Genomic DNA, 1707 nt, shown 5'->3' with positions numbered 1-1707 from the left:
CCTCCCGCGAGCTTCAATGGGTTAGCAAACATAACTGCAACACTCGGTAGTTTCTACTGGCTAGGTTTTGAAACATCAGGTCTTACACCTGATAAGAAGCGCCTTGCTTGGCTCGGCGCACAACGTCCAAGTGATGCCGCGCTCCCCGCAGCCGGTAATCCCCCATCCAGCAGTAACTCCTCACCGACTCCCGTGTCCGACAAGGACGCTGATGGGCGTCGGCATCCACGGCTTGTTCGTTTCTTCGATTCCGACGCATTTCTCCGGGCGCTTGCCGGGGTTGCGGTTGGGATGGGCATATCGGGTTGGGTGGTCATATTCATCCAGTGGGTGAACGCAACTTCAAGATGAGTCCTACTATGGTTAAAATGGTGCCTATGACCCAAAACCACACGGCACGTTCGCGGTACCACGGCTTATTCGGTTCTGGCGGAGGCGGGATGGTAGCCTGTGCCGCTACCAAGTGCTTCTCTGAAACTCTGCGGTCGATCTCCGCGATGATCCGATCCGCAACGATCTTCGGCTGCAACACGGCTCCAACATCCCTCGCGACAGGCAGCCGGTCTTCCGGCACTAACCGCAACCATCTCGCTTGGTCAACTTCAGACAGACCGCATGGGAAGTGTTCGGCAGGAATCGCCAACAATTCTGCGTCCGTCTTAGGTTTGTGGGGCGCGAAATAATCCATACGTCATGAACTCAGAGTCAAATTCCCCAAACGAACGTTCAAAGGTGAGGCGATCCCGGTAAGCGAACCGGAATGGCTGCGAGCATCCAAGCAGCTTTCGAAGCTGGCGGCAAGCGTGCAACAAAGCCGCTGTAAGGGGTCGCCTCTACTGGCTTGTTCTCGTTGGCCATCTTCGTTGCGGCGCTTGCTTGGTGTCGACCGCACTCCGCCTCTAAGCAGAATTCCCCGCGCCCAATCTGAAACGATGACATGCTCTGACCAGCGATGATCCGGAGCCACCGCGAACCAGACGCAGTGTCTAACAGATCGTATCCACGGGAGCTGTCCGAATCGGCAGGGGAGCCGTGCCGCTGCCCAACCGAGGGAATCCGCCGAAGACATACTTCCAAAGCGGATCTCTCTATCTCCAATGCCTTGAATCGACGCAGCGCTCGTCTGCTGCCCAACCGTGTAAACCTCAGAAATATATTCCCCGAGAACGTCGAAGTGGACGCGCGCCGCCCGTATGGCGGCGCGTCCGACTGGAGGAAAACAGATTGAAGCACCCTCGGCAATCTCCAACAAAGCCGCTGGTAGGCGTCGCTGTCACACGTCTTGTTCGCCTATTCCGTTTCTGGTGGCTTGGTCTCATGGTGAATGTTCCGCGCCTGTCCGTCCAAATACTCGTAGAACTTGGATCTCTCATCGTCAGCGATCTGGAAAAGACCTGTGTAATCCGTCATCCAAAAGCAGCCGTTAACCTCGCTGACAAAAATATTAGGGAACCCTTCGACCCTAAGCCAGTAGCCGCCCTTGTTGATTGGTTGGGCATCGATCCACTGAGCTCCTGCTAATACATCGCGCACTGGTTTCAGATCGATGACTACTCCTGTGGCATTCTCAGTATCCGCTAGAGTTGCGGAATCAACGGTCGAAATCTCATCGATGCCCTCAAAGGGGCGTCGACACCCGACTGTCAGTAAGACGAAGGCCAAGACAACCAAGATGACAGGGACCAGGCGCTTCATATCTGGCGAACG

Annotated in this window: 2 protein-coding genes; one reads left to right on the top strand and one right to left on the bottom strand. The window is 55.7% G+C overall.

Going from position 1 to position 1707, the window contains the following annotated elements:
* The coding region (locus tag WBG04_RS07975; protein ID WP_424313876.1) for a hypothetical protein at positions 1-351 on the top strand (351 nt) is incomplete at its 5' end.
* Positions 352-1290: 939 nt separating this feature from the next.
* On the opposite strand, the gene WBG04_RS07970 is transcribed toward WBG04_RS07975, so the two are convergent.
* On the bottom strand, positions 1291-1707 hold a 417-nt coding region (locus tag WBG04_RS07970; RefSeq protein WP_424313875.1), incomplete at its 5' end, for a hypothetical protein.

This window comes from Haloferula sp. (genome assembly GCF_049672945.1).
Taxonomy (GTDB): domain Bacteria; phylum Verrucomicrobiota; class Verrucomicrobiia; order Verrucomicrobiales; family Akkermansiaceae; genus Haloferula.
The sequence above is the reverse complement of the archived record's forward strand: the minus strand, read 5'-3'. Positions and strand labels throughout refer to the sequence as shown.